Source organism: Kosakonia sp. 1610, from assembly GCF_050435845.1.
GTDB lineage: Bacteria > Pseudomonadota > Gammaproteobacteria > Enterobacterales > Enterobacteriaceae > Kosakonia > Kosakonia cowanii.
This window is the reverse complement of sequence record NZ_JBNDKZ010000001.1, coordinates 417,890-438,644: the sequence shown is the minus strand read 5'-3', so window position 1 is coordinate 438,644 and position 20,755 is coordinate 417,890. Positions and strand designations below refer to the sequence as shown.

The following is a 20,755-nucleotide window of genomic DNA, read 5'->3' as shown; positions in this document are numbered from 1 at the left end:
CATCCAAAAAATGAGGCGCGATTGTAGCAGACGAAACGCGGCCCTTCCGGTGGAAAAGGTCTCTTATTAGAGACCTTCATAATTGGCCGCGAATTATAAGTAAAGCAGTGAATGGAGGATGTTGCGAGGCGAAAACGCGCGGTCAGGCGAGACCGCGTACCGAAGCGATAAACTGCTGTAACTCAGGCGTGCGCGGCTGGTTGAAGAAGGTTTTACTTGCCCCCTGCTCCCACACTTTGCCCTGATGCATAAACACCACCCGATCGCCCACTTCGCGGGCGAAATTCATCTCATGGGTGACCAGAATCAGCGTCATCCCTTCTGCGGCAAGCTTTTCGAGCACACGCAGTACTTCGCCGACCAGCTCGGGATCGAGCGCGGAGGTGATCTCATCGCAGAGCAACACTTTCGGCTTCATCGCCAGCGCGCGGGCAATGGCAACGCGCTGCTGCTGACCGCCGGAGAGGCTCGACGGCGCATAATCGATGCGATCGCCCAGCCCGACTTTCTCCAGCATCTCCACCGCCAGCTCGCGGCAGGCTTCAGCCGGCATTTTCAGTACCCGGCGCGGTGCCAGCATCACATTTTCCAGCGCCGTCATGTGCGGAAAGAGGTTGAAGCTCTGAAACACCATCCCGACGGATCGGCTGATCTCCCGCGCCTGCGATTCACGGTCGGTCACCGTCATACCGCCGAGTTTGATGCTGCCATCCTGGTAGCCCTCCAGCCCGTTCATACAGCGCAACAGCGTGCTTTTGCCCGAGCCGCTGCGCCCAATAATCGACACCACTTCGCCCATCTCAATATCCAGGCTTACGCCCTTCAGCACATGGTTGTCGCCATAATATTTCTGAACATCATTAATGGTGATGAGCGGCATGGAACTTTTTCTCCAGATAGCGGCTGTAGCGCGACAGCGGATAACACAGCAGGAAGTAGCCCGCGGCGACGAGGCCGAAGACCTTAAATGGCGCAAAGGTGACGTTATTCAGCATGGTGCCCGCCTTGGTCAGCTCGACAAAACCGATAATTGACGCCAGCGCCGTGCCCTTCACCACCTGCACGGAAAACCCCACCGTCGGCGCAATGGCAATGCGGATCGCCTGCGGGGCGATAACGCGAAACAGCGTCTGACCAAAGCTCAGCCCGAGACAGCGGCTGGCTTCCCACTGCCCTTTCGGCAGGGCGCGAATCGATCCGTACCAGATATCGAGCAGAAAGGCGCTGGTAAACAGCGTTAAAGCAAGCGTGGCGGCAGTCCAGGCGCTGACATCAATGCCGAACAGCCCAAGGCCAAAGAAGGCGAGGAACAGCTGCATCAGCAGCGGCGTGCCCTGAAACAGCGCGGCATAGGCGCTGACAAAACGCTGCGGCCAGCGCCAGCGACCAAGCCGCACCATCAGCAGCGGCAGGGTGACCAGCGTGCCGCAGAAAAAGGCGGGCAGCGAGAGCAGCACCGTCCAGCGGGCGGCCAGCAGCAGGTTGCGCACAATATCCCAGTCGGTAAAAGTACTCATCATGCTCTGCTCCCTAACCATTTGCGCCCAATCGCCAGCAGCGCCTGACGCATCAGCAACGAGAGCGCGAGGTAGAGCAGCGTGGTGACGAAATAGACTTCAAAACTTAAGAAAGTGCGCGACTGGATAAGGTTCGCCATAAAGGTCAGCTCCTCATAAGAGACCTGCGACACCACCGACGAGCCGAGCATTACCATCACGCACTGGCTAACCAGCGCCGGATAGATCCGCGCCAGTGCGGGCGGCAACACCACGCGCAGGAAGGTCTGGACTTTTGTCAGGCCGAGTACGCGCGCCGCTTCCCACTGCCCTTTTGGCGTCACCTGAATGCCCGCGCGGATAATCTCCGTGCTGTAGGCGCCAAGGTTAATCAGCATGGCGATCAGCGCCGCCTGCCCGGCGGTGAGTTTCAGCCCCAGCCCCGGCAAACCAAAAACAATAAAGAAGAGCTGCACAACAAACGGCGTATTGCGGATCACCTCAACATAGATCCCCCACAACGTGCGCAGCACGCCCGGTTTGCCGCTGCGCAGCGCCGCGCCGAGGATGCCAAGCGCGACGCCGCCTACCGTTGCCAGCAGCGTCAGGGTGATGGTTGTCCACAATCCGGCCAGCAGTTCCGGCCAGAAGGGCCAGAGCGCGGCGAAATCAAGCGTCACCGTCATCGCTTATGCGCCAAAGTTTGCGGGCAGCGGTGCCTGCATCCACTTCTGCGAGAAGCTGTTCAGCGTGCCCTCTTTCTGCGCCTGATCGACCAGCTTATCGACCTCGGCCTTCAGCGCCGGCTGGTTTTTCATCAGCCCGATAAAGCAGGGAGAGTCTTTAAGCATAAATTTGCTTACCGGCGCGTGTTGCGGGTTCTGGCGGGCAATTGCCGCCACTACCACGTTGCCCGTGGCAAGGAAGGCAACCTGGCCGGAGAGATAGGCCGAAAGCGTGGTGTTGTTATCTTCATAGCGCTTCACCTGGGCATCTTTTGGCGCGATATCACTCAGCACCATATCCTCCACCGCGCCGCGCGTGACGCCGATGGTTTTGCCGCTCAGGGCTTTCGCATCGGCAAGGGTTGCGTCTTTCGGACCAAAGACGCCGAGGAAGAACGGCGCATAGGCACGGCTAAAATCGATTACCCGCTCGCGCTCGGCGTTTTTACCGAGGCTTGAGATGACCAAATCGACTTTGTTGGTTTGCAGGTAGGGCACACGGTTTGCGCTGGTGACCGGCACCAGTTGCAGCTTCACCTTCATCCCTTTCGCCAGATAGGTGGCCATGTCGATATCGTAGCCCTGCGGCTGCAAATCGGTGCCTACGGAGCCAAACGGCGGGAAATCTTGCGGGACGGCCACGCGCAGCACGCCGCGCTGTTGAATATCCTGCAACTGATCCGCCAGCGCCTGGGCGGAACAGACCATCATTACTGCTGCACTGGCTGTCGCCATCATCCACTTTTTCATCTCAACACCTCATCGCCCATGAAACAAAAGATTCTTTGAATCACTTTTTGCAACTAATGTGCCAACGAAGCCAGTACCTGATTCAGCGGGAGTGCGGGGAAACGTGAGGAGGCCTGCACCCCTAAAACGGTGCAGGTGCCTGCTGATGGTGCAATCAGATATCGCAGTAGCGGATAAAGCGGGTCAACGCGCTGGAGAGATGTTTCTGGCGATGATGAATGCGCCACAGGGTGCGCACCAGGCGAGGTAATGGCAGCGGCACTTCCACCAGCGTGCCGGTTTCCAGCTGTTCGGCAATCACGCGGCGCGACAGGCAACTGATGCCAAGCCCGTGGCGCACCGCATGTTTAATCGCTTCCGAATTGCCAAGCTCCATGCCTAGCTGAAACTGCGGCAGGTGCGAGAGCAGTAAATAGTCGACGATTTCGCGGGTACCGGAGCCGCGCTCGCGCAGGATCCACGGCGCAGCGGCAAGCGCTTCCAGCGTCACCTCCCGCTGCAACAGCGGCGAGGAAGGTGGCGCAAACACCACCAGTTCATCTTCCAGCCAGGGTTCAGCAATGATCTCCGCCGCATGGCACGGCCCTTCGATAAGCCCAATATCAACACGAAAATCGGCCACGGCGGTGATCACATCCTGGCTGTTGCCGACGCTTAACTCCAGCGGCAGCTCGGGAAAATCACGCCGGTAATGGGCGATCACCTCCGGCAGAATGTAGTTACCAATGGTGCTGCTGGCGAAGACGCGGATGGCACCGTTGGCCTCGCGAAACAGCTGTTCGATTTCGCTTGCCTGCTCCAGCGCCGCCAGCGCGCGCGGGTAGAGCAGCCGCCCGTGCTCATTGACCACCAGCCGTTTGCCGACGCGATCAAACAATTGCACGCCAAGCTGCCCCTCCAGATCCGTCAGCGCAGCGCTCACCGCTGATTGCGACAGCGCCAGACGCTGGGAGGCCTGGGTGGTGGAGCCGCTTTTCAGCACTTCCGCGAAGACTTCGAGCTGGCGCAGAGTTATATGCATAAGGAGTCGCTTACCACTTATAAAGATTAATTATAAATATATAATCAATTTTACCTTTAAGCCAGCGCGCCGTACCCTTTTCAGCAACAAGAGGAGAAGGCTATGACCGACATCACATTACACTCTCATCACTCTCGCGTCTGGCGCGTTATGCCCGGCCTGCTGCTGAGCGGCGCGATTACCGCGGCGGCGCTGTGGCTGGGCTCCCTGCCCGCCGTTGCTGGCCTTGGCCTGAGCGCGTTAACGCTGGCGATCCTGCTCGGCATGGTGCTGGGCAATACGCTCTACCCGGCGCTGCATCGCCACTGCGACAGCGGCGTGCTGTTTGCCAAACAGCATCTGCTCCGGCTCGGCATTATCCTGTATGGCTTTCGTTTGACCTTTTCCCAGATTGCTGACGTCGGTGTCAGCGGCGTGCTGATCGATGTGCTGACCCTCTCCAGCACCTTTATGCTGGCCTGTTTTCTCGGGCAAAAAGTTTTCGGGCTGGATAAAAAAACCAGCTGGCTGATTGGCACGGGCAGCAGTATCTGCGGTGCGGCGGCGGTGCTGGCAACGGAGCCGGTAGTAAAAGCGGAGGCGAGCAAAGTGACCGTCGCCATCGCCACGGTGGTGATTTTCGGCACGCTGGCAATCTTTATCTATCCGGCGCTATGGCCGCTGCTTGCGCCGTGGTTCAGCCCGCAAACTTATGGCATCTGGATTGGATCGACGGTGCATGAAGTGGCGCAAGTGGTCGCCGCCGGTCACGCCGTCAGCCCGGAGGCAGAGAATGCGGCGGTGATTGCCAAAATGCTGCGCGTGATGATGCTGGCTCCCTTTTTACTGCTGTTGGCCGCGCGGGTGAAACAGCTCAGTCCGCAAGAGGGTAACGAGAAGAGTAAGGTGACGATCCCGTGGTTTGCCTTAGGCTTTGTGGCGGTGGCGGTATTTAACTCCTTTCACCTGTTGCCGCCCGCAGCGGTGAATACGCTTAACACGCTGGATACGCTGCTGCTGGCAATGGCGATGGCAGCACTGGGCGTGACTACTCATATCAGTGCGCTGAAAAACGCCGGAGCGAAACCACTGGTGATGGGGCTGCTGCTCTTTATCTGGCTGATTGTCGGCGGCGGTGCGATCAATATGCTGGTTCACACGGCGATGGCATAAAGCACTACATCTCTGCCCTGCAGACCCGCTATGATGTCGGTTTTCCCCCGGCGGGTCTTTACAGGAGTGTTTATGAAATACATTGGTGCGCATGTTAGCGCCTCAGGCGGCGTCGCAAATGCGGCCATCCGCGCCGCCGAGCTGGACGCAACGGCGTTCGCGCTGTTTACCAAAAATCAGCGTCAATGGCGCGCCGCGCCGTTAACCACGGAAACGATTGATGCGTTCAAAGCCGCGTGCGAAGCGCACAACTACTCCCCGGCGCAAATCCTGCCCCACGACAGCTACCTGATTAACCTCGGTCATCCGGTTGATGAGGCGCTGGAGAAATCCCGCGAGGCGTTTATTGATGAGCTTTCCCGATGTCAGCAGCTTGGGCTAACGCTGCTCAATTTCCACCCCGGCAGCCACCTGCAGCAGATCCCGGAAGAGAAGTGCCTCGCGCGCATTGCCGAATCCATCAATATTGCGCTGGCGCAGACCGAAGGCGTCACTGCAGTGATTGAGAACACCGCCGGTCAGGGCAGCAACCTCGGCTTCCGGTTTGAGCATTTGGCGGCGATCATCGAGGGCGTGGAGGATAAATCCCGCGTCGGCGTCTGTATTGATACCTGTCACGCGTTTGCCGCCGGTTACGATCTGCGTAGCGAAGAGGCAACCGCCGCCACCTTTGCCGAGTTTGACCGCGTGGTGGGCTTTAAATACCTGCGCGGGATGCACCTGAATGATGCGAAAAGCGGCTTTGCCAGCCGGGTTGACCGCCATCACAGCCTCGGCGAAGGCAACATCGGTCACGATGCGTTTCGCTGGATTATGCGCGACACGCGCTTCGACGGCATTCCGCTGATCCTCGAGACCGTTAACCCGGATATCTGGGTGGAAGAGATAGCGTGGTTGAAAGCGCAGCAATACGCGGAAACCACCGCCGGATAATCCCCTGCGAACCGTAGGCCGGATAAGGCGTACGCCGCCATCCGGCAAAGCCGTAATGCCTGATGGCGCTGCGCTTATCAGGCCTACGACACCAAACCATCTCCACCTGTAGGCCGGATAAGGCGTTCGCCGCCATCCGGCAATGGCGCAAGGCCTGATGGCGCTTCGCTTATCAGGCTACAAAAGCAAAATCCCTGCCCTCTTGCGGGCATAAAAAAAGGCCGCTTAGCGGCCTTTTTCTGTTTCTACGGCTCAGGCAACTTTCGCGGCCATCTCCGTTTCCGGACGTTTCAGCAGGGCATACAGCAGGCCCGACAGCAGCGTACCGGCAACGATCGCCAGCAGGTAACCGAGCACCGGGGTGATAGCACCCGGGATCAGCAGCACGAACAGACCACCGTGCGGTGCCATAAGTTTGGCGCCAATCGCCATCGAAATGGCACCCGTCAGCGCGCCACCGGCGATACAGCACGGAATAACACGCATCGGATCGCGCGCCGCAAACGGAATCGCGCCTTCAGAGATAAAGCACAGACCCAGCACCAGCGCTGCTTTGCCCCCTTCACGCTGACCTTTGTCGAACTTGTTGCGTGCAACCAGCGTTGCCAGCCCCATCGCCAGCGGTGGCACCATACCGGCCGCCATAATCGCCGCCATCGGCGCGTAGGTTTGCGTACTCAGCAGCCCGACACCAAAGGCGTAGGCCGCTTTGTTCACCGGACCGCCCATATCGGTACACATCATGCCACCGAGGATCGCGCCCAGCAGAACGGCGTTCGCCGTACCCATGGTTTGCAGCCAGGAGGTGAGACCCGCGAGGATTTTCGCTACCGGCGTACCGATAAGGTAGATCATCGCCAGGCCAACAATCAGGCTGGAGAAGAGCGGAATAATCAGAATCGGTTTCAGCGCTTCCATACTTGGCGGCAGCTTAAAGCCTTTGCTAATCGCTTTCGCGATGTAACCGGCAAGGAAACCGGCAATGATACCGCCGATAAAGCCAGACCCGGTGCTCACCGCCAGCATACCGCCGATCAGACCCGGAGTCAGACCCGGACGGTCGGCAATCGAGAAGGCGATAAAGCCCGCCAGTACCGGCACCATCAGCGCAAACGCCGTACCGCCGCCGATCTTCATCAGCGCCGCCGCCAGCGTGCCCTCTTCTTTAAACGCGGTAATACCAAAGGCGAAGGAGAGTGCGATCAGCAGACCGCCCGCCACCACCATCGGCAGCATGTAAGAGACGCCGGTCAGCAGGTGACGATAGGCGCCCGCGCTCTCTTTTTTACCTTCTGAAGATTCAGACTGCCCTTTGCTGGATGGCTGGTACGGTTTCGCTTCCGCTACCGCTTTATCCAGCTCCTGCGCCGTTTTCTTCAGTGCCAGACCCGTCGAGGTGCGGTACATCGGTTTGCCGGCAAACTTCGCCAGGTCCACTTCGATATCCGCCGCGACGATAACCAGATCCGCCTGCGCCACCTCTTCCGGGGTGATGGCATTGCCTGCGCCCACGGAGCCGCGCGTTTCAACTTTCACCCACCAGCCGCGTTTTTTCGCTTCGGTTTCAATAGCTTCTGCCGCCATAAAGGTGTGTGCGACGCCGGTCGGACAGGCGGTCACGGCAACAATACGTTTCGGCCCAGCGGCCGGAGCTGCCGCCGCAGGTGCAGCAGCCGGAGCGCTGTAAGGCGCGGCGTGGTTCTTCGCTTCGCTCAGGAACAGCTCCGGGTGCGCAACCGCGCGATTAATATCGCCCAGCCAGACTTTTTTCCCGCTCAGCGCCGCGTCGTTCGGCAGCTGGCTACCCAGCACGATCGCCAGTTCCGCGTCGCCAGGGTTATCAACAAATTGCAGATTCGCTTTTTGCGCCGCCGCGCCCAGCAGGGTTTTTGCCATATAGGCACGGGCCTGTCCGAGTTCAGCGTCGATGATCAGCAGCGTTTTCATTATGCCTCTCCTGCTGTTAGTTAAAGGGTTTTAAGTCAACGCGCGCCATCATCGCGGCTAACTGGGTACGATCGGTAATCCCTACGTTACTCTGACTGACCGCCAGTGCAGCGACAGCGGTGGCCAGGCGTAAAGTGTGCTCACTGGACTCACGCATCAGCAGGCCGTAAATCAGGCCGCCAACCATCGAATCCCCTGCGCCAACGGTGCTTACCACTTCCATTGACGGCGGTTTGGCGATCCATTCACCCGAAGCGTTGACCCACAGCGCCCCTTCTGCGCCCAGCGAAATCACCACGTGGGCGATCCCCTGCTCGCGAAGCGCGTGAGCGGCTTCAATAACGTCCTGCAATTCCGGCAGTTTACGACCGGCCCAGATCTCCAGCTCGCGACGATTAGGTTTCACTAACCACGGCGCGGCTTTCAGCCCGGCAACCAGCGCGTCACGGCTGCTGTCGAAGATGATGCACGGGCACTGGCTGCGCAGGCGCGTCATCCAGTCGGTAAAGGCTTCCGGGCTGACGCCGGACGGCAGGCTGCCGCTGACGCAGACCATATCAAACTGACCAAGCCAGGTGAGCGAGTCGGCGACGAAACGCTCCCAGTCGGCCGGGGTGACTTCGAAACCGGAGAAGTTAAAGTCGGTCACTTCGCCATCTTTCTCGGTCAGCTTAACGTTGATGCGCGTACGCCCCTGCACCACCTGGAAACGGTTGGCAATGCCCAGCTCGCTGAACAGCTGCTGAAAACCGTCCTGGTTATCTTTACCGAGGAAACCGCCCACGGTGACGTCGATACCCAGATCTTTCAGCACTTTGGCGACGTTGATCCCTTTACCGGCGGCGTGCAGCCCGGTGGTGCGCACCAGGTTGACTTCGCCACGCTCGACTTCCGGGGTGAAACCCACCAGATCGTAGGCCGGGTTTAAAGTAATTGTTGCGACTCTTCTGCTCATTTACGCTCCCTCTCCCAGGCCCGCGGCGATGGCGTCGCCAATCGCTTTCAGCGCCTGTTCAGCATCTTCGCCCTGTGCGGTAAAGCGCAGGCGGTGTCCTTTCTTCACGCCCAGCGCAACCACTTTCATCAGGCTGCGGCCATTTGCCGGTTTGCCTGAACCATCGAGGTTGGTGACGGTGATTTCGCTATTGAACTGTTTAATGGTGTTGACCAGCATGGTGCCCGGACGGGCATGCAGGCCGTGCTCGTTACGAATAACAAACTCTTCGCTGAGGAGATCGTCCGCAACCGCGTCATCACTGGTCAGCAGCGCCAGCAGCGTGGCGGCATCAGCATTCAGCAGACGGTCAGCTTTATTCGCCAGCAGCAGATCGCTCAGGCGCTTCAGCACGGCAACGGGTTGCTCATCGGCCATCGCGACGCTCACCAGCACGGCGGCGTTTTCACCTTCCACGTCAAACGGCGTGGCGGCACGGCTGACGGCCACTGCGCTCAGCAGGTTGCCCTCGGCGCTGTCGTTCAGCCAGATGCCCTGGCCGAGGTTCAGCGGCTGTTCGTTAATAGCACGGGTGACGTAGACGCTGTCTACCGCGCCCGCCTCTTTCAGACGCGCGGCGTTCAGCGCCTGCAGCGTCATTAGCGAGCTGGCGTTGACGTCCAGCGACAGGGTTTCGTTATCCAGCTTCAGCGCGCTGCTCTGCTTTTCGCCCATCAGCAACGCACGCAGCTCTTCAGCGGTGGTCGCGGATTGCAGCTGCGCGGCGACGGCGTCATCGCTCAGCACGTGCGTCAGCTGGCGCAGCAGGCCGAGGTGTTCATCAGAGCTGGCGGCGATACCGATAGCAACATAGGCCACCTGCCCTTCGCTCCACAGGATGCCCTGCGGGAACTGGAAAACTTTGACGCCGGTTTTCAGCACCTGGTCGCGCGTGTCGGTGGTGCCGTGCGGAATGGCGATGCCGTTGCCAAGGAAGGTGGAGGTTTGCTGCTCGCGTGCGAGCATGCCATCGACGTAGCCTTCAGCCACGTTGCCGGCTTCGGTCAGTGCCGCCGCGATCTGGCGGATGGCCTCTTCTTTATTACCGGCCTGCTGGCCTGGATGGATGTCCTGAACGGATAACTGGAACATGTGACTCGTCTCCCGCTGAAATTGAATCGTTTCAGCTTACATAAGAAAGGTTACGTCACCGCCGTGGTTCAGAGACAATGCGATGACGCTGAAACGTTTCAAGGAGTCTTGACCTTTTTTGCTCAACGATCAAGAAATCTCTCATTTGGCATTTAAGAATTTTGAGGCACTGCACATTTTACAGTCCGTTAAGGGAAATTTGCTGACGCGGATTTGGCCGTCAGCTTATCGCCTTCAGCCTGTTCAGCTTTGAAAGGTATTACGGCGCGGTTTGCTGTTCGAGATCGAGGAGGTAGATCATCGCCTGTTCGCGCGTTGAACCGCACATCTCCAGGCCTGCCTGCAGGCCGGCGCACACTGTTGGCCGAAGTGGCGAACCAAAAAGCTTGCAGCGCTGATGTTCATCAAGCTGAACGCAGGGCGTGTTGGCCGGTTTACCGTTGGGCATGCCGGGGATCGGGCTGGTAATGGACGGGGCGGTACAGCAGGCTCCGCAGTCCGGGCGGCAGTGCATAGCGGCTCTCTTATTGGCGTCGACGCGCTGAAATAGCGCGCTGCGAGGCACGCTATCATCTTTTGCCCATCCAACGCAAAACTCAGCAATTCCCCTTGCCTGAAAAGGCCCTCGCGAGTAGTTTGTCGCGATATTTTGGTGAATTTCTTTTTTACAGGAACCTGGCAATGCCAAGAGCGAACGAAATCAAAAAAGGTATGGTGCTGAACTACAACGGCAAGCTGCTGATTGTAAAAGATATTGATATTCAGTCACCGAGCGCCCGTGGCGCAGCAACGCTGTATAAAATGCGCTTTGCTGATGTCCGCACCGGCCTGAAAGTTGAAGAGCGTTTTAAAGGCGACGACATTGTTGATACCGTCTCCCTGAACCGCCGTTTCGTTGACTTCTCCTATGTAGACGGCAACGAATACGTCTTCATGGATAAAGAAGATTACACGCCCTATACCTTTACCAAAGATCAGATTGAAGATGAGCTGCTGTTTATTCCGGAAGGCGGCATGCCGGATATGCAGGTGCTGCTGTGGGATGGCCAGCTGCTGGCGCTCGAGTTGCCGCAGACCGTGGATCTTGAAATCGTTGAAACCGCACCGGGCATCAAAGGCGCATCTGCCAGCTCCCGTACCAAGCCTGCCACGCTGAACACTGGCCTGGTGGTGCAGGTGCCGGAGTACCTGACCACCGGCGAGAAGATCCGCATTCATATCGAAGAGCGCCGCTATATGGGCCGCGCTGATTAAATAAAAAAGCCTCCGCATGGAGGCTTTTTTTTCGCCCGCGAAAGCGAGCAGAGCGTTTACCCGCGGCTATTACAGCAGGTCGCGGAACAGCGTCTTCTTCAGCGCCAGCTCAACGCCGCGCACTTCCGCCATCCCTTTCAGGCGGCCAATCGCCGAGTAACCGGGGTTGGTTTTCTTATGCAGATCGTCAAGCATCTGGTGACCATGATCCGGGCGGAACGGGATCGGGCGCAGATCGCCTGCTTTCTTACGGCGCTGCTCTTCGCTAAGGATTGCCGCCACCACCGACACCATATCGACATCACCCTGCAGGTGCGCCGCTTCGTGGAAGGTTTTCGGGTTCTCTTCGCGGCAGGTGGCGCGCAGATGAGTAAAGTGAATGCGATCGCCGAAGGTCTCGATCATCCGCACCAGATCGTTATCCGCACGCACACCGTAGGAGCCGGTGCACATGGTAAAGCCGTTGTTGATGCTGTCCACCGCTTCTTTCAGCCACTGCATATCTTCGATAGTAGAGACAATGCGTGGCAGGCCGAGGATCGGACGCGGCGGATCGTCCGGGTGAACCGCCAGCCGCACGCCCACTTCCTGCGCCACCGGCACAATGGCACGCAGAAAAGAGGCCATATTTTCGCGCAGCTGCGCTTTGTCGATGCCGTCATACTCCGCCAGACGCGCGCGGAACTGATCCAGCGTATAGCCCTCTTCCGCACCCGGCAGACCGGCAATGATATTGCGCGTCAGCTTTTCCACTTCCGCATCACTCATCGCATTGAAATAGGCCTGCGCCTGACGCTGCTCCTCGTCACTGTAATCGTCCTGCGCCCCTTCGCGTTTAAGGATATGCAGCTCAAACGCGGCAAAGGCTATCTGGTCGAAGCGCAGCGCGCGTGAGCCATCCGGCAGCTGGTATTCCAGGTCGGTGCGCGTCCAGTCAAGGATCGGCATAAAGTTGTAGCAGACGGTATCAATCCCGCAGGCGGCGAGATTGCGGATGCTCTGCTGATAGTTGGCAATCCATTTGTCGCAGTCGCCGGAGTGGGTTTTGATCTCTTCATGTACCGGGATACTTTCGACAACGGACCAGTAAAGCCCCTTTTCAGCCAGCAGGGCCTGGCGGGCTTTGATCTCTTCCACCGGCCACACCTGGCCGTTCGGAATGTGGTGCAGAGCGGTGACCACGCCGGTCGCGCCTGCCTGACGAACATCATCAAGAGAAACCGGATCGTTCGGTCCATACCAACGCCAGGTTTGTTCCATCGTCTTCCCCTCAAAAAAGTTGTTATACCAATACAACGTGAAACATGACGACTACCATACATGCTTATGGATAGCGGTCAAATCCTGCCACAGCAATGATTGATCCAGCTCACATTCCCCGGATATTTAAGGCATACCAATTCTTTTTGCTGTCATATAACTTTACACTGCTATTGTTAATTATTGGTTAATCAGGTGTATAGAGATGAAAACAATTGCCTCCGCCACGCTGCCCGCTTCGGTGCAACAGCCTCAGTACGATCGCAGCCAGCTCCGTTCGCGCATCGTCCACTTCGGTTTTGGTGCCTTTCACCGCGCCCATCAGGCGTTATTAACCGACCGGGTGCTGAATGCGCAAGGCGGCGACTGGGGCATTTGCGAAATCAGTCTGTTTAGCGGCGATGTTTTAATGTCGCAGCTGCGCGAGCAGGAGCATCTTTATACGGTGCTGGAGAAAGGCGCCGACGGAAATCAACCGATTATTATTGGCGCGGTGAACGAGTGCCTGAATGCCAAACTCGACACGCTAGCGGCGATTATTGAGAAGTTCTGCGAGCCGCAGGTGGCGATTGTCTCCCTGACCATCACCGAAAAGGGTTACTGCATCGACCCGGCCAGCGGTGAACTTGATCTCACCCAGCCGCGTATTGAGCACGATCTGAAATACCCGCATGAGCCGCACTCTGCGCCGGGCATTCTGGTAGAAGCCCTGCACCGCCGCCGCGAGCGCGGTTTGCCGCCCTTTACCGTGCTCTCCTGTGACAACATTCCTGACAACGGCCACGTGGTGAAAAACGCCGTGCTCGGGATGGCACAAACCCGCTCGCCGGAGCTGGCGCAGTGGATAGCGGAGCATGTCCGCTTCCCGGCCACCATGGTCGATCGCATTGTTCCGGCGGCGACCGACGAGTCGCTGGCGGAGATTGCCGACGTGCTCGGCGTTTTCGACCCTTGCGCCATCAGCTGCGAGCCGTTTATTCAGTGGGTAATCGAAGATAACTTTGTCGCCGGGCGTCCGGCGTGGGAAACCGCGGGCGTGCAGTTAGTGGAAGATGTGCAGCCGTGGGAGCAAATGAAGCTGCGCATGCTGAACGGCAGCCACTCCTTCCTCGCCTATTTAGGTTATCTCGCCGGGTTTGCCCATATTAATGAGTGTATGGAGGACGCGGCCTTCCGTGCGGCGGCGCGCCAGCTGATGCTCAATGAGCAAGCACCGACGCTGCGCATCAAAGGCGTTGATCTTAATGCCTATGCCGACAGCCTGCTTGAGCGCTTTGCTAACCCGGCGCTGAAACACCGCACCTGGCAGATTGCGATGGATGGTAGCCAGAAGCTGCCGCAGCGCCTGCTGGACGGGATCCGTATTCATCTTCAGCGCCAGAGCGATTGGCCGCTGCTGGCACTTGGCGTCGCGGGCTGGATGCGCTATGTCAGCGGCGTCGATGATGCGGGCGAGACCATTGATATTCGCGATCCGCTGGCGGATAAAATCCGTGCCATCGTTGAGACCAGCAGCAGCGACGAGCGCGTTACGGCGCTGCTGACGCTGAAAGAGATCTTCGGCAACGATCTGCCGCATAACCCGGTGTTTGTCGATGCCATCAGCCAGGCCTGGCGCGCTATTGATACCCTCGGCGCACACGGCGCGGTGCAGCAGGCGGTCAACCCTTAACATTTTTTGCCCTCAACGCGGACGGATAGTGCGATGCGCCGTCCGCGCTCTTCTCTTTTTGGCTTTTTTTCGCCAGGATTGTCCGCTTGTGCTTTTTGATGACGCGGAGTTCCTGTGACGAAGACCAATCTGATTACCGGCTTTCTCGGAAGCGGCAAAACCACCTCCATTCTGAATTTGCTGGCCCATAAAGATCCGCAGGAGAAGTGGGCGGTGCTGGTGAATGAGTTTGGCGAAGTCGGCATTGATGGTGCCCTGCTCAGCGACAGCGGCGCGCTGCTTAAAGAGATCCCCGGCGGCTGCATGTGCTGCGTCAACGGCCTGCCGATGCAGGTCGGCCTCAATACCCTGCTGCGTCAGGGCAAACCCGATCGCCTGCTGATTGAACCGACCGGGCTGGGCCACCCGAAGCAGATCCTCGATATGCTTACCGCCCCGGTCTACGAGCCGTGGATCGATCTGCGCGCCACGCTCTGCCTGCTCGACCCGCGCCAGCTGCTGGATGAGAAAGCGCTGAACAATGAGAACTTCCGCGACCAGTTAGCGGCAGCGGATATTATCGTTGCGAATAAAGAGGATCGCGCCAGCGCCGAGAGCCAGCAGGCATTTGACGCATGGTGGGCTGAGTTTGGCGGCGATCGCCTGCGGGTAAACGCCACGCAGGGGGCGATTGATGGCAGCCTGCTCGACCAACCGCGCCGTAATCTGCGCGCCCTGCCAGAGAGCGCCGCGCACGATCACGCGCACGGTGAGAAAAAGGGGCTGGCGGCACTGAGTTTACCGGCGCATCAGCGTTGGCGTCGCAATTTGAATAGCGGCCAGGGGCATCATGCCTGCGGCTGGATTTTCGATGCCGATACGGTTTTCGACACTATTGGTCTGCTGGAGTGGGCGCGGCTTGCACCGGTGTCGCGGGTAAAAGGGGTAATGCGTATTCCCGAAGGGTTGCTGCGCGTAAACCGCCAGGGTCAGGATTTGCATATTGAGACGCAAAACGTTGCGCCACCCGATAGCCGGATAGAGTTAATCACCGACAGCGAGGCTGACTGGAACACGCTTCAATCAGCGCTGTTGAAGCTTCGTTTAAGTTAGCCAGACTACCGTGGCGTCCCTTAAACCTAAAAGAGCCTGCAAAATGAAAACCCGACTGCCTCTCATCGTGCTGCTGAATGCTGCTGGCCTCGCGCTGTTTTTCTCCTGGTATCTGCCAGTAAATCATGGTTTCTGGTTCCCGCTCGATTCAGCGATTTTCCACTTTTTCAACCATGGCCTCGCCGAGAATCGCGCCTACTTATGGTTTGTGGCCCTAACCAACAACCGCGCGTTTGATGCCTGTTCGCTGGTGGCGATGGGCTGTCTGATGCTCTCTTTCTGGCTGCCGGCAGATTCGGCCGGACGTCGGCGTGTGGTGATGATTGGCCTGACCATGCTGCTGCTGGCGCTGGTGATCAACCAGCTTGCGCAGCATATGATGCCGGTGAAGCGCGCCAGCCCGTCGATCTCCTTTACCGACACTTATCGGGTGAGCGATCTGCTCAACTTCCCGACGAAAGATGCCTCGAAAGATAGCTTCCCGGGCGACCACGGAATGATGCTGCTGATTTTTGCCTCGGTGATGCTGCGTTATTTCGGTAAAAAAGCATTCGCCATCGGGATACTTATATTTGTCATATTTGCTTTCCCCCGGGTAATGATTGGCGCGCACTGGTTTACGGATATTGCCGTCGGTTCACTCTCTGCGGTGTTGATTGGCCTGCCCTGGTGTCTGATAACGCCACTGAGCGATAAGATCGTGGCGTTATTTGATCGCTATTTGCCCGGGAAACACAAAATTTAAACACTTGAATAACATTTAGCGCCGCCGGGAAGAGGCGATCATTAGCGTCCTTAATGTAAATTCCCGGCGGATGCCTGATTGTGTCACTTTTTAGCCAACTCAATCGCCTTTAAAAAGAGCATTTTGCCCGCTATTTCTCTTTATTCGTCCATTTATTGACCAAACGCATAAATTCACTTTCTGTATCACAATTTCTTATAAAAAAGTGATGAAAAGCACTCGCCTTGCATTAGATGTTCAGGTAACCTCGGTCCGTCTTGTCGCAAAGAGTGCTCTTTTACTCTCTGCGCGGTAATTTGTGCGTCTCGCCACAAATTCTGGCTCGAGTATTTGTCTTGAAACATTCAGATAATTAATCTCGCTGCGTTTAGCATTTTTCATAACGATATTATCGTTAAGGACTTCAAGGGAAAATAAGCAACATGGTCAAGTCTCAGCCGATCTTGAGATATATCGTGCGGGCGATACCCGCGATCGCAGTAGCGGTTCTGCTTTCAGCTTGTTCAACAAATACCGCCAAGAATATGCATCCTGAGACGCATGCTGTGCCCGAAGATAGCTCTTCACTGCAAGCCTCTCAGGATGAATTTGAAAACCTGGTACGTAATCTGGATGTTAAAAACCGGCTTATGGATCAGTATGCAAGTTGGAAAGGCGTTCGCTACCGTCTCGGCGGCGACACCAAGAAAGGCATCGACTGTTCTGGCTTTGTGCAGCGCACCTTCCGCGAACAGTTTGGTTTAGAGCTGCCGCGTTCCACATGGGAACAGCAGGAAACCGGTAAGTCTATTTCGCGCACCAGTCTGCGCACCGGCGATCTGGTTCTCTTCCGTGCAGGCTCTACCGGACGTCATGTCGGCATCTACATTGGTAATAACCAGTTTGTTCATGCCTCCACCAGCAGTGGTGTGATGATTTCTAACCTTGATGAGCCATACTGGAAGAAGCGCTATAACGAAGCGCGACGCATCCTGACACGCAGCTAATCGCTTTATGCCAGTTACCCTTGGCTGGCGTAAAGTTATAAAAAACACTGCTTCGGCGGTGTTTTTTTGTGCCTGCAATATGCTATACGAAACTTTCCGGGTTTTATTTCGCTTATATCCCCCGCTTTATAGGCGAAATATGATGAACCGCTCACATAGGCTCAGCATCATGCTTACCCGTAACGTCACCGTTAATCGACGCGTTGTGCTTATCAGCCTGCTGACCGGCGCGCTTGTCGCCCTGCTGGTTGGCGGTATTCAGTTCTGGCTGGAGCAGCAAAAGCGTGAAGCGCGCTACGATACCCTTCTGAGCAGCATTCAGGCTTCTTATGCCAGTTACTTCAGCACTATCCGCACCGCGGCAGAATCGCTGCACCCGCTTACGCTCAACAGCTGCGAAGAGGCTGCCAGCGAGCTCACCTCGAAAGCCGCCTTCAGCCAGAATGTGCGCGCCTTTCTGTTGGTAAAAGATCAGCACGCCTACTGTTCGTCGGCCACCGGCGATATGGATGAGCCGATGAAACGGCTGATTCCAGGTATCGATATTAATAAAACCACCGATATGGTGATTTTACCCGGTACGCCGATGATGCCGACGCAGCCGGTGATTGCGCTCTGGTTTCGCAGCCCGCTGCTGGATAACCGCGGCGTACTCGCCACGCTCAATATCAACCTCGCGCCCTATATGCTTTACACCACGCAGATGCCCGATCTTAACGGCCTTGCGCTCGGTATCGGCGATCGCGCGCTGACTACCTTCGCAGGCAGACCACTGCTGTTAAGTGCCCTGCATCAAACGCCCTACCTGAGCGCGCAGGTTGAAGGCTCGCCGGTCAGGCTCTATCTCTACGCTGATAAATGGCGAGTGGAAGATCTGCAGTTCGCACTGCTGTTGGGTGCCACTGTCGGTATGCTTGCCGGTCTGCTGAGCGCTGCCATGCTCGCGATCCATCTGCGCCCCGGCCGGGAGATCCTCACGGCAATTAAGCGCGACCAGTTTTATGTGGTCTATCAGCCAGTAGTCAGCGGTGCAGAGTTAAAAGTGACCGGTTTTGAAGTATTAATGCGCTGGAAGCACCCGACCGCCGGCGAAATTCCGCCAGATGCCTTTATTCATTTTGCCGAAGCGCAGCAGTTAATTGTGCCGCTGACTCTGCATCTGTTTAAGCTTATCGCCCGCGATGCGCCGGTTTTAAAAACGCTGCTGCCGGAAGGGGTGAAAATGGGCGTCAATATTGCGCCCGGTCATCTGCATTCGCCGAGCTTTAAAGAAGATATGCAGCAGTTTGCTCTCTCGCTTCCCCCTCACTACTTCAGCGTGGTGCTGGAGATCACCGAGCGCGATATGCTCAACCACGATGAGGTCAATAAGATCTTCCAGTGGCTGCATGATGAAGGGTTTGAGATCGCCATTGATGATTTCGGCACCGGTCATAGTGCGCTGATCTACCTTGAGCGCTTCACCCTCGATTTCCTGAAGATCGATCGCGGTTTTGTTAACGCCATCGGCACGGAGACCGTCACCTCACCGGTGCTTGACGCCGTGCTGACGCTGGCGAAACGGCTCAATATGCGTACCGTGGCGGAAGGGGTGGAGACGCCGGAGCAGGTGCGCTGGCTGCGCGATCGCGGCGTGCACTACCTGCAAGGCTACTTTTTCAGCCGCCCGATGACGCTGCAGCAGTTTATCGACTGGCGACCGCCGACATTTACTGCCCGGCTGTAGGCGGAAAGAGTTCACAACCGCCGATCCCTCCCCTATTATTCAAGCAGAAAAATTCACGCCTCCGTCGCATTGCGGTAAAAGGGATCCAGCAAATGAAGTGTGCGCGCATTGTTGCTCTGTTACTGGCGTTTATCGCCCTCGCCAGCCAGGCGCAGACCATTAAAGAGAGTGACAGCTTTGCGATTATCGGCGAACCGAAATACGCCGTTAATTTTTCCCATTTTGATTATGTGAACCCCGCTGCGCCGAAAGGCGGTAACGTGACGCTCGCCAATATCGGCACCTTTGATAACTTCAACCGTTTCGCCCTGCGCGGCAACCCGGCGGTGCGCACCGATGCGCTGTACGACGCCCTGTTTACCACCTCCGACGATGAGCCTGGCAGCTACTATCCGCTGATTGCCGAAACCACCCGCTATGCTGATGACTTCTCGTGGATGGAGATCTCACTCAATCCCCGCGCCCGCTTCCATGACGGCTCGCCGATCCGCGCCAGCGATGTCGCCTTCACCTTCCAGAAGTTTATGACTCAGGGGGTGCCGCAGTTTCGCATTGTCTATAAAGGCACGACGGTAAAAGCCATTTCGCCGTTGACCGTGCGCATTGAGCTGGCGAAGCCGGGCAAAGAGGATATGCTCAGCCTGCTGACGCTGCCGGTGATGCCGGAGAAGTTCTGGAAAGATCATAATCTTAGCGAGCCGCTTGCCCGCCCGCCGTTGAGCAGCGGGCCTTATCGCATCAGCAGCTGGCGCATGGGGCAGTATATTGCCTATACCCGCGTGCGCGATTACTGGGCTGCCGACCTGCCGGTTAACCGCGGCCGCTGGAACTTCAACAATATTCGCTATGACTACTATCTCGACGACAACGTCGCCTTTGAAGCCTTTAAAGCTGGCTCTTACGATCTGCGCAGCGAAGATAGCCCGAAAAACTGGGCCACGCGCTATATCGGCACCAATTTCGCGCGCGGCTATATCGTCAAAGATGAACAGACCAACCACTCGGCGCAGGATGCGCGCTGGCTGGCGTTTAACATCCAGCGCCCGGTGTTTGCCGACCGGCGGGTACGTGAAGCGGTCTCGCTGGCCTTCGACTTCGAGTGGATGAACAAAGCCCTGTTTTATGGTGCCTACAGCCGGGCGGACAGCTACTTTATCAACACCGAATATGCCGCGCGTAACTACCCGGATGCCGATGAGCTAACCCTGCTGGCACCGTTAAAAGATCAGATCCCGCCTGAAGTCTTTACGCAGATCTACTCCCCGCCGACCTCAAGCGGCGACGGCTACGATCGCCAGAACCTGCTGAAAGCCGATAAGCTGCTGAACGACGCGGGCTGGGTGCTGAAAAACCAGCAGCGGGTGAATGCCAAAACCGGCAAGCCGTTTGTTTTTGAACTGCTGCTCCCCTCAGGTGGGAATGTGCAGTGGGTGCTGCCCTTCCAGCACAATCTCGCTCGCCTCGGCATCACCATGGAGTTACGCCAGGTTGATAACTCACAGGCGACCAACCGCATGCGCAGCCGCGATTACGACATGATGCCGCGTCTGTGGCGCGCGCAGCCGTGGCCGAGCGGCGACCTGCAAATCTCGTGGGGCTCTGCCTATATCGACTCCTCCTACAATGCGCCGGGGGTAAAAAACCCCGCTATCGACACCCTGCTCGAACAGATTGCCCGCTGGCAGGGGAATAAAGAGAAGCTGTTGCCGCTCGGGCGCGCGCTGGATCGCGTGCTGACGTGGAACTATTACATGCTGCCGATGTGGTATATGGCGGCCGATCGCCTTGCGTACTGGGACAAGTTCTCCATGCCCGGCATTCGCCCCGTCTACTCAATTGGGTTTGATACCTGGTGGTATGACGTAAACAAGGCGGCGAAACTGCCCGCCGCCAGACGTTAAGGAGACGGG

Annotated in this window: 19 protein-coding genes; 9 read left to right on the top strand and 10 right to left on the bottom strand. The window is 57.5% G+C overall.

Features of this window, described 5'->3' with window-relative positions:
- Positions 1 to 142: 142 nt before the first annotated feature.
- From ABIC80_RS02020 to yieE, 5 genes are all read right to left on the bottom strand, one after another.
- Entirely contained in the window at positions 143 to 880 is a 738-nt protein-coding gene (locus ABIC80_RS02020; protein ID WP_023479833.1) for an amino acid ABC transporter ATP-binding protein, read from the bottom strand.
- Positions 861 to 1,517, bottom strand: a complete 657-nt coding sequence (locus tag ABIC80_RS02015) for an amino acid ABC transporter permease (protein WP_429176449.1) — start codon at positions 1,515 to 1,517, stop codon at positions 861 to 863. Before ABIC80_RS02015 ends, ABIC80_RS02020 begins: the two co-directional genes overlap by 20 nt.
- Positions 1,517 to 2,182 carry an amino acid ABC transporter permease gene (locus ABIC80_RS02010; RefSeq protein WP_200579938.1) on the bottom strand — a complete coding sequence of 222 codons (666 nt, stop codon included), beginning with the start codon at positions 2,180 to 2,182 and terminating at the stop codon, positions 1,517 to 1,519. The genes ABIC80_RS02015 and ABIC80_RS02010 overlap by 1 nt, the downstream gene beginning before the upstream one ends.
- Positions 2,183 to 2,185: 3 nt before the next feature.
- Positions 2,186 to 2,971 carry a transporter substrate-binding domain-containing protein gene (locus ABIC80_RS02005; RefSeq protein WP_094421070.1) on the bottom strand — a complete coding sequence of 262 codons (786 nt, stop codon included), beginning with the start codon at positions 2,969 to 2,971 and terminating at the stop codon, positions 2,186 to 2,188.
- Between the two features lie 154 nt (positions 2,972 to 3,125).
- Positions 3,126 to 3,992 carry a DNA-binding transcriptional regulator YeiE gene (gene yieE, locus ABIC80_RS02000; RefSeq protein ID WP_042712342.1) on the bottom strand — a complete coding sequence of 289 codons (867 nt, stop codon included), beginning with the start codon at positions 3,990 to 3,992 and terminating at the stop codon, positions 3,126 to 3,128.
- Between the two features lie 102 nt (positions 3,993 to 4,094).
- Between yieE and ABIC80_RS01995 the strand changes: the two genes are divergently transcribed.
- Together ABIC80_RS01995 and nfo are read left to right on the top strand one after the other, a co-directional pair.
- A complete protein-coding gene (locus ABIC80_RS01995; RefSeq protein WP_429175222.1) occupies positions 4,095 to 5,144 on the top strand; it encodes a YeiH family putative sulfate export transporter in 1,050 nt (349 codons plus the stop codon).
- 72 nt (positions 5,145 to 5,216) lie between these two features.
- Positions 5,217 to 6,077, top strand: coding sequence for a deoxyribonuclease IV (gene nfo, locus ABIC80_RS01990; RefSeq protein ID WP_094421072.1), 861 nt, complete (start codon positions 5,217 to 5,219; stop codon positions 6,075 to 6,077).
- 252 nt (positions 6,078 to 6,329) lie between these two features.
- On the opposite strand, the gene fruA is transcribed toward nfo, so the two are convergent.
- The 4 genes from fruA to ABIC80_RS01970 all read right to left on the bottom strand — a co-directional run bounded on the left by fruA (position 6,330) and on the right by ABIC80_RS01970 (position 10,624).
- Complete coding sequence (gene fruA, locus ABIC80_RS01985; protein WP_200133325.1) at positions 6,330 to 8,024, bottom strand: PTS fructose transporter subunit IIBC; 1,695 nt, start codon at positions 8,022 to 8,024, stop codon at positions 6,330 to 6,332.
- Between the two features lie 16 nt (positions 8,025 to 8,040).
- Positions 8,041 to 8,979, bottom strand: a complete 939-nt coding sequence (gene fruK / locus ABIC80_RS01980) for a 1-phosphofructokinase (RefSeq protein ID WP_023479738.1) — start codon at positions 8,977 to 8,979, stop codon at positions 8,041 to 8,043.
- Entirely contained in the window at positions 8,980 to 10,110 is a 1,131-nt protein-coding gene (fruB, locus tag ABIC80_RS01975) for a fused PTS fructose transporter subunit IIA/HPr protein (protein WP_263754321.1), read from the bottom strand.
- 259 nt (positions 10,111 to 10,369) lie between these two features.
- Positions 10,370 to 10,624 (bottom strand): YkgJ family cysteine cluster protein, encoded by a 255-nt coding sequence (locus tag ABIC80_RS01970; RefSeq protein ID WP_263754708.1) that lies wholly within the window; start codon positions 10,622 to 10,624, stop codon positions 10,370 to 10,372.
- A gap of 167 nt (positions 10,625 to 10,791) precedes the next feature.
- Between ABIC80_RS01970 and yeiP the strand changes: the two genes are divergently transcribed.
- Entirely contained in the window at positions 10,792 to 11,364 is a 573-nt protein-coding gene (gene yeiP / locus ABIC80_RS01965) for an elongation factor P-like protein YeiP (RefSeq protein ID WP_023479652.1), read from the top strand.
- A gap of 69 nt (positions 11,365 to 11,433) precedes the next feature.
- Here yeiP and uxuA read toward each other — a convergent pair whose 3' ends face one another.
- The gene (gene uxuA / locus ABIC80_RS01960; protein ID WP_429175219.1) at positions 11,434 to 12,624 is read right to left on the bottom strand and encodes a mannonate dehydratase; all 1,191 of its coding nucleotides are present in this window, start codon (positions 12,622 to 12,624) and stop codon (positions 11,434 to 11,436) included.
- A gap of 205 nt (positions 12,625 to 12,829) precedes the next feature.
- Between uxuA and ABIC80_RS01955 the strand changes: the two genes are divergently transcribed.
- From ABIC80_RS01955 to ABIC80_RS01930, 6 genes are all read left to right on the top strand, one after another.
- Positions 12,830 to 14,296, top strand: coding sequence for a mannitol dehydrogenase family protein (locus ABIC80_RS01955; RefSeq protein ID WP_429175216.1), 1,467 nt, complete (start codon positions 12,830 to 12,832; stop codon positions 14,294 to 14,296).
- Between the two features lie 114 nt (positions 14,297 to 14,410).
- Positions 14,411 to 15,388 carry a CobW family GTP-binding protein gene (locus tag ABIC80_RS01950; RefSeq protein ID WP_429175213.1) on the top strand — a complete coding sequence of 326 codons (978 nt, stop codon included), beginning with the start codon at positions 14,411 to 14,413 and terminating at the stop codon, positions 15,386 to 15,388.
- A gap of 43 nt (positions 15,389 to 15,431) precedes the next feature.
- Positions 15,432 to 16,133: a phosphatase PAP2 family protein gene (locus ABIC80_RS01945; protein WP_429175209.1), complete on the top strand. Its 702-nt coding sequence runs from the start codon at positions 15,432 to 15,434 to the stop codon at positions 16,131 to 16,133.
- Between the two features lie 422 nt (positions 16,134 to 16,555).
- Complete coding sequence (gene mepS / locus ABIC80_RS01940; RefSeq protein ID WP_023479708.1) at positions 16,556 to 17,119, top strand: bifunctional murein DD-endopeptidase/murein LD-carboxypeptidase; 564 nt, start codon at positions 16,556 to 16,558, stop codon at positions 17,117 to 17,119.
- Between the two features lie 169 nt (positions 17,120 to 17,288).
- Positions 17,289 to 18,845 (top strand): cyclic di-GMP phosphodiesterase, encoded by a 1,557-nt coding sequence (locus tag ABIC80_RS01935; protein WP_200133330.1) that lies wholly within the window; start codon positions 17,289 to 17,291, stop codon positions 18,843 to 18,845.
- Between the two features lie 92 nt (positions 18,846 to 18,937).
- Positions 18,938 to 20,746 (top strand): extracellular solute-binding protein, encoded by a 1,809-nt coding sequence (locus ABIC80_RS01930; protein ID WP_429175206.1) that lies wholly within the window; start codon positions 18,938 to 18,940, stop codon positions 20,744 to 20,746.
- The last annotated feature ends 9 nt before the right edge of the window (positions 20,747 to 20,755 follow it).

Bases quoted from the DNA above. Each gene is read 5' to 3' on its own strand.
- ABIC80_RS02020 (WP_023479833.1), bottom strand. From the start codon at position 880: ATGCCGCTCATCACCATTAATGATGTTCAGAAATATTATGGCGACAAC.
- ABIC80_RS02015 (WP_429176449.1), bottom strand. From the start codon at position 1,517: ATGAGTACTTTTACCGACTGGGATATTGTGCGCAACCTGCTGCTGGCC.
- ABIC80_RS02010 (WP_200579938.1), bottom strand. From the start codon at position 2,182: ATGACGGTGACGCTTGATTTCGCCGCGCTCTGGCCCTTCTGGCCGGAA.
- ABIC80_RS02005 (WP_094421070.1), bottom strand. From the start codon at position 2,971: ATGAAAAAGTGGATGATGGCGACAGCCAGTGCAGCAGTAATGATGGTC.
- yieE (WP_042712342.1), bottom strand. From the start codon at position 3,992: ATGCATATAACTCTGCGCCAGCTCGAAGTCTTCGCGGAAGTGCTGAAA.
- ABIC80_RS01995 (WP_429175222.1), top strand. From the start codon at position 4,095: ATGACCGACATCACATTACACTCTCATCACTCTCGCGTCTGGCGCGTT.
- nfo (WP_094421072.1), top strand. From the start codon at position 5,217: ATGAAATACATTGGTGCGCATGTTAGCGCCTCAGGCGGCGTCGCAAAT.
- fruA (WP_200133325.1), bottom strand. From the start codon at position 8,024: ATGAAAACGCTGCTGATCATCGACGCTGAACTCGGACAGGCCCGTGCC.
- fruK (WP_023479738.1), bottom strand. From the start codon at position 8,979: ATGAGCAGAAGAGTCGCAACAATTACTTTAAACCCGGCCTACGATCTG.
- fruB (WP_263754321.1), bottom strand. From the start codon at position 10,110: ATGTTCCAGTTATCCGTTCAGGACATCCATCCAGGCCAGCAGGCCGGT.
- ABIC80_RS01970 (WP_263754708.1), bottom strand. From the start codon at position 10,624: ATGCACTGCCGCCCGGACTGCGGAGCCTGCTGTACCGCCCCGTCCATT.
- yeiP (WP_023479652.1), top strand. From the start codon at position 10,792: ATGCCAAGAGCGAACGAAATCAAAAAAGGTATGGTGCTGAACTACAAC.
- uxuA (WP_429175219.1), bottom strand. From the start codon at position 12,624: ATGGAACAAACCTGGCGTTGGTATGGACCGAACGATCCGGTTTCTCTT.
- ABIC80_RS01955 (WP_429175216.1), top strand. From the start codon at position 12,830: ATGAAAACAATTGCCTCCGCCACGCTGCCCGCTTCGGTGCAACAGCCT.
- ABIC80_RS01945 (WP_429175209.1), top strand. From the start codon at position 15,432: ATGAAAACCCGACTGCCTCTCATCGTGCTGCTGAATGCTGCTGGCCTC.
- mepS (WP_023479708.1), top strand. From the start codon at position 16,556: ATGGTCAAGTCTCAGCCGATCTTGAGATATATCGTGCGGGCGATACCC.
- ABIC80_RS01935 (WP_200133330.1), top strand. From the start codon at position 17,289: ATGCTTACCCGTAACGTCACCGTTAATCGACGCGTTGTGCTTATCAGC.
- ABIC80_RS01930 (WP_429175206.1), top strand. From the start codon at position 18,938: ATGAAGTGTGCGCGCATTGTTGCTCTGTTACTGGCGTTTATCGCCCTC.